The organism is Coleofasciculus sp. (genome assembly GCF_046539235.1).
GTDB lineage: Bacteria > Cyanobacteriota > Cyanobacteriia > Cyanobacteriales > Coleofasciculaceae > Coleofasciculus.
In genome coordinates this window covers 1-4,764 of record NZ_JBKHHI010000474.1, presented here as the reverse complement: position 1 = coordinate 4,764, position 4,764 = coordinate 1, and the positions used below count along the sequence as shown (strand labels likewise).

Below are 4,764 nucleotides of genomic sequence, written 5' to 3'. Positions count from 1 at the left end.
AGATTGATGAAGAGTTAGCCGCGATTATCACAAATCCAGAAGACGACACAGACAATGAATTAGAGGAATTGTAATCAATGAAAACCTTACCCACCGATAAAAGGATTATCCGTTTCGACTCCCCCGACGGGATAACCGTTAGCCTTGACTCCAAACTGCTCACAGTCCCCAGTGATCCAGTCGTCGCCATTGATAATGGGTCATTGTGGCAAAAAGTCGCTTTACTAGGGGAAATCGTGGATCAACCCGCCCTCGCCATCCAGCGCACGCTCAATTACCTCACCGAGATACCCCGTGGCAAATCACGAGTAAGAACCCGGAACTCAACCGTTAAAGGGAACATAGAAATCACCTATCGCGGTAAAACCTACACCAGCGATCGCAAAGGTGCCACACTCACCAGCCAGTCCGGACTGCACGGGGATAAAACCGACAATCTCAAGCTGCGAGTTATTCTAGCACTCGAACAACTGGGACTTGGGAACGGTGAGGACATCCATCTCAGCCTATCGCAGTTCTTCACCCCCGGTAACTTCAAAGCACAGGAGACAGCCGCCAAGAAAGCTCTGAGTCAGTCCCTCACTTGGTCTACGCCGCAAGGACGCAAATCAGCCACCATCAAAACCTTGCAGGTAACCCCCGAAGGATATCATCTGGGTTGTTATCGTCAGTTAGCGATCGCAGAATCCAAACCCAATGATTCCTGGCAAGCTTGCTACGATATCGGCTATCGCACGTTATTGTGTGACTTCATTGACCCCGATGGATTCTTTGACGATCATCGCAGCCAGTCTTACGACGGGAAAGGCACATCATTATATTATTCCTGGGTAGCGGAAGAAGCCGGGATTAATGACCCAGAAGACCCCCAATTTATCACCGCTGTAAATAACTGTGAGGACTATTATCAACCCCAGGGGGAACCCGAACCCATCCCCATCGCCGATGCAATTGATACCGCCCATGAATGGTACATTGGCGAGATTGCCGAAATCATCACCGACTGTACCCCGCCAGAAATCGAAACCTCAATCGTTGGGGGCGGCGGCGCGTTCCGCTTTGGACGAGACTTAATCCCCAGTTTGAGAGGGAGCGATCGCTATGTTGTCGAACATCCCGATTTAGCCAACGTAATCGCCCAGACGATTACTTTAGCCCAGGAACTCTAACCCCGAGCTCGGGGATGTAAGTTATTAGCCTCCCATCTGTGGAGGCTTCCTTATATGGATATTAAACCGTTTAAGAAATTTGTCTCTCTTAAAAATCAGGGAGAGACACAACCCAGCCGCAGGGCATTACTTCAGCATTTGCGATCGCTCCACCGGGAAGTCCGACGGATAAAACTTCAGCGCTTCGCACTACTCATCTTAGCGATTAGCTTGCTTTTACTCACCTGGCATCTACTAACCAATGACACAAGCAACACAAACCCTAAGCACCAACCAGCTACAGAGGGAAATCCGGAAGCTGGAGCAGGAACTAGCAACCCTCAAGAGAACAAACCTCTGGAAAATTGACCGCCGAGTCTCGCAGTTACTCGCCATCATCGATGACTCACCTAAATCTCTAGAAAAATCCCGGCTGAGGAATCAGGTATTAGCGATCGCAGCCACTGCATTAATTAGTTTCAATCTGGCAAACAGTCAAGACTACACCCCTAACTTTGATTGGTTTAAACCCAGTGTAGAACAAGTCCAGGAGACAGCGACTCAACCGGAAGTTAAACCAGAGGTTAAACCGGAAACATTGGAAACTGAGGGGAAACCTACGTTAAGCCCGTTTGCTCAGAAGATTAAGCAAGTCGCCGCTAATATCAACGCTGACCCCATCGACTTAGCCACACTGATTAGTTTTGAAACTGCTGGAACATTCAGCCCCAGTATCAGAGGTCCCGTTGTTAAAGGTAGGGGACGCGCCGTCGGGCTTATTCAATTCATGCCTGGAACAGCGGCTGAACTGGGAACCACATCAGAAGCCTTAGCCCAAATGAGCCAGGTTGAGCAGATGGATTATGTTGAGCGATACTTGGTTAAGCGTGGATTCAGAGGGGGAACCCTTAAACAGCTTTACTCTACAGTATTCGCTGGACACCCCAACGCCAGGGGTTCTATCAGTGATGGATATCATACCCTGGATAGTGCAGTAGAACGGATGACAAGGGAGCATAGGGAAAGAGCGATCGCACTCCTCTCCGGTAAGCTAAGCGAAAAAACACCGGACCAGATCAACAAGTCTCATATTTATAAATGGGATGTTAAATTCCAGAAAAATCCTCAACTGGGAGACATCATCGCAGGCTATAAAGTTACATCGCCGCGTGGGTGGAGGATTCACCCCATCTCAGGGAAGCGTCAATATCACCAAGGGGTTGACTTAGCCACGCCAGCGGGGACGCCACTGTATGCGATCGCTGATGGTTGGGTCGAATGTGCCAGAGGTGACGCGGCTGGCTTGTACGCTACGTTTACGTCGGAAGAATTCCCCACTCTACAGTTTAAACTGCTGCACTTGTCCCGGTGTTTAGTTGAGCCGGGGCAAAAGACAAAAGTCTCTAGAAAAAAAGTTATCGGCTGGACAGGAAACAGCGGCGGTTCGACTGGTCCACATTTGGACTTACGGATTAAGTCATCCAGTTCGGGCAATTGGTTAAGAGTCAGGGCGGGATGGTTGCAATGGTTTCTGACAGGAGAGCAGCCATGAAGGAATTGGAGATAAAGGATTGGCGCGGGAAGGTTTGGCGGGTGCAATTTGAGAAGCACCTGGCGGATGGGGAATGGGCGATTGACTGGAAAGTGTTAAGTCCAGATGGTTCTGTTAGGTCGGAGATTGAGAGCGATCGCGAACTCCCCCGCCGTTGTCTGAACCAGTTTCGTCAGTTGGATGACTATTGGTTGGTCTGGGAGTTTAAGTGGTGGGTCAATCATTATACCAACACACTTGACTTGAAGAAGCTGAGGGCGAGGAGGGGCGATCGGGATTAGTTCCCAAAAACTGGATTAGCCTTTTTGTTTTGATTTATTCTGTTTTCTTGAATGCTCTCGTTTTAGTAAGGCTCCAAATCCTAAAGCTGTGGCTGAACCAAGGATAGTAAGGGGTTCAGGGACAGGCTCTACACTAGCCATATCCACATAAAACTCCGCGCCACCTTGACTCGCAGAGTATATGATGAACTCGTTAGCTGGAGAACCCCCATTTTTGGCTTCAATCTTTACCCACTGATCCGTTGTCGAAATGGTCTTATCGTGACCAGTGCCGCCCCCATTCCCAGTACCGATAGCTACCTTTCCACTCAGAACATATAACCAAGCTGATGAAAGGGTTGTTTCTGGACCAGTTCCCAATTCGCCGAAAACTTGAAGTAAACCGTTGTTCCATCCAGTTGTTGTTACATGCATCATCTTCTCGCCACCATTGGGTAGAGTTGAAGGAAGCAATTCAGTTGTAGTTGTTGCAGGTGTATTATGCCATACCCACCAACCCGGAGCTGCGGCCCCACCCGTCATTTCAGAGAATGTCCTTGGCAAACCAACTGTACCTTGTTCAAAACTACCATTGAATAGTAAGTTAGCTGCTTGTGCCGGATTAGCTCCGATTACAGTGGAAAAAAGAGCAGCACCAGTGGTGGCTATGGCAAGCTGTTTATAGATAAACTTCATGAGAATACCTCTCAATATTTTTCAGGTATTGTTCACTCTGGGTGAGAGTGAAAAGTTAACAGGAGAAATTTAGGCAGACTAAGCCTTTTATTTATCGAGGCATTTAGTTTTCTTCTGCCTTTTTGAATACTCTCGTTGGAACAAGGCTCCGAATCCTAGGGCTGTGGCTGAACCAAGGATAGTGAGGGGTTCGGGGGCTTGCACCTCAACACTTTGGTTACCTCCTAGCTGATTACCGACGAATCCAAGAATATTACCTTGTGCATCACGGACAGTAGCATCAACAAGGCTGATGGAAAAATCAGCATTTCCATCATTGTTTAGCTTGGTTCCTCCAGGGATATTAAAGGCAAACTGTGTAAGTGGTGCATCCTGTACACCAATTGGTAAACCTTCATAAGTAAGTTGTAAGCCTTGATCAGTTTGAAGAAAATATTTGTTGGGTGATGTTTGCTCAGAGTCTATAACAACAGGTAGTCCAAACGAACCCGGTTCAGGATCAAATCCGTTGCGGTAAAACACCAGTTCTGCATCAAGTACGCTACCATCTCCACTATCCCAATCAAAAATGTAGGATAAGTCTAGCGTTGAACCAGCTGGGAATGGATTGCCAGAATCTGTAAGACCTGTTGTGTCGAGCCTAACTTCAAAGCTGATCCGCTCCCCAACACCAGACACTATGTCCAAAATTGGATCATTATCTAACATTTCCCCAGGTGGTTCAAACCGTAAACCAGCCGCGTGAACTGGCTCTGAAGAACTGACTAGCAGACTTGTAACTCCTATAGTCGAGAGGGCAATAAGTGCTTGTCTAAGTTTCATAGTTGTTACTCCTCAGAGTGCTGAGTCTCGTTTAATCAGGTTTCAATGCTATAAGCATGTTTATTGGCTTATAAGACAAATTACCCTGACCTATAGGTAAAAATACTCCCATTTCAGGAAGTTGGCTATGAAGCTTTGTAAACGGGGGAAAGTAGCAACTGTTTCCCAAGAGTCCAATTGACTCCACACACGCTCCCCTTAACTCCCTCGCGATAGCGATCGCACTCCTCTTTCGGGCTCCCAATCACCCCCCTTTCTGAACCACTCGCCACGCAACCTGAGCGCC

The 4,764-nt window shown here is 47.9% G+C and carries 5 protein-coding genes; 3 read left to right on the top strand and 2 right to left on the bottom strand.

Annotated elements, in window-relative coordinates; genetic code table 11:
* Window positions 1–77: 77 nt before the first annotated feature.
* The 3 genes from ACLFWI_RS27000 to ACLFWI_RS26990 all read left to right on the top strand — a co-directional run bounded on the left by ACLFWI_RS27000 (window position 78) and on the right by ACLFWI_RS26990 (window position 2,981).
* Window positions 78–1,169: a hypothetical protein gene (locus tag ACLFWI_RS27000; protein WP_446415490.1), complete on the top strand. Its 1,092-nt coding sequence runs from the start codon at window positions 78–80 to the stop codon at window positions 1,167–1,169.
* A gap of 241 nt (window positions 1,170–1,410) precedes the next feature.
* The gene (locus ACLFWI_RS26995) at window positions 1,411–2,700 is read left to right on the top strand and encodes a peptidoglycan DD-metalloendopeptidase family protein (RefSeq protein ID WP_446415489.1); all 1,290 of its coding nucleotides are present in this window, start codon (window positions 1,411–1,413) and stop codon (window positions 2,698–2,700) included.
* Window positions 2,697–2,981: a hypothetical protein gene (locus ACLFWI_RS26990; RefSeq protein ID WP_446415488.1), complete on the top strand. Its 285-nt coding sequence runs from the start codon at window positions 2,697–2,699 to the stop codon at window positions 2,979–2,981. The genes ACLFWI_RS26995 and ACLFWI_RS26990 overlap by 4 nt, the downstream gene beginning before the upstream one ends.
* A 15-nt stretch (window positions 2,982–2,996) precedes the next feature.
* On the opposite strand, the gene ACLFWI_RS26985 is transcribed toward ACLFWI_RS26990, so the two are convergent.
* Entirely contained in the window at window positions 2,997–3,656 is a 660-nt protein-coding gene (locus ACLFWI_RS26985; RefSeq protein ID WP_446415487.1) for a PEP-CTERM sorting domain-containing protein, read from the bottom strand.
* A gap of 87 nt (window positions 3,657–3,743) precedes the next feature.
* Complete coding sequence (locus ACLFWI_RS26980) at window positions 3,744–4,478, bottom strand: PEP-CTERM sorting domain-containing protein (protein WP_446415486.1); 735 nt, start codon at window positions 4,476–4,478, stop codon at window positions 3,744–3,746.
* Window positions 4,479–4,764: the final 286 nt, after the last annotated feature.

Coding starts and splice junctions, on each gene's coding strand:
- ACLFWI_RS27000 (WP_446415490.1), top strand. CDS start 78: ATGAAAACCTTACCCACCGATAAAAGGATTATCCGTTTCGACTCCCCC.
- ACLFWI_RS26995 (WP_446415489.1), top strand. CDS start 1,411: ATGACACAAGCAACACAAACCCTAAGCACCAACCAGCTACAGAGGGAA.
- ACLFWI_RS26990 (WP_446415488.1), top strand. CDS start 2,697: ATGAAGGAATTGGAGATAAAGGATTGGCGCGGGAAGGTTTGGCGGGTG.
- ACLFWI_RS26985 (WP_446415487.1), bottom strand. CDS start 3,656: ATGAAGTTTATCTATAAACAGCTTGCCATAGCCACCACTGGTGCTGCT.
- ACLFWI_RS26980 (WP_446415486.1), bottom strand. CDS start 4,478: ATGAAACTTAGACAAGCACTTATTGCCCTCTCGACTATAGGAGTTACA.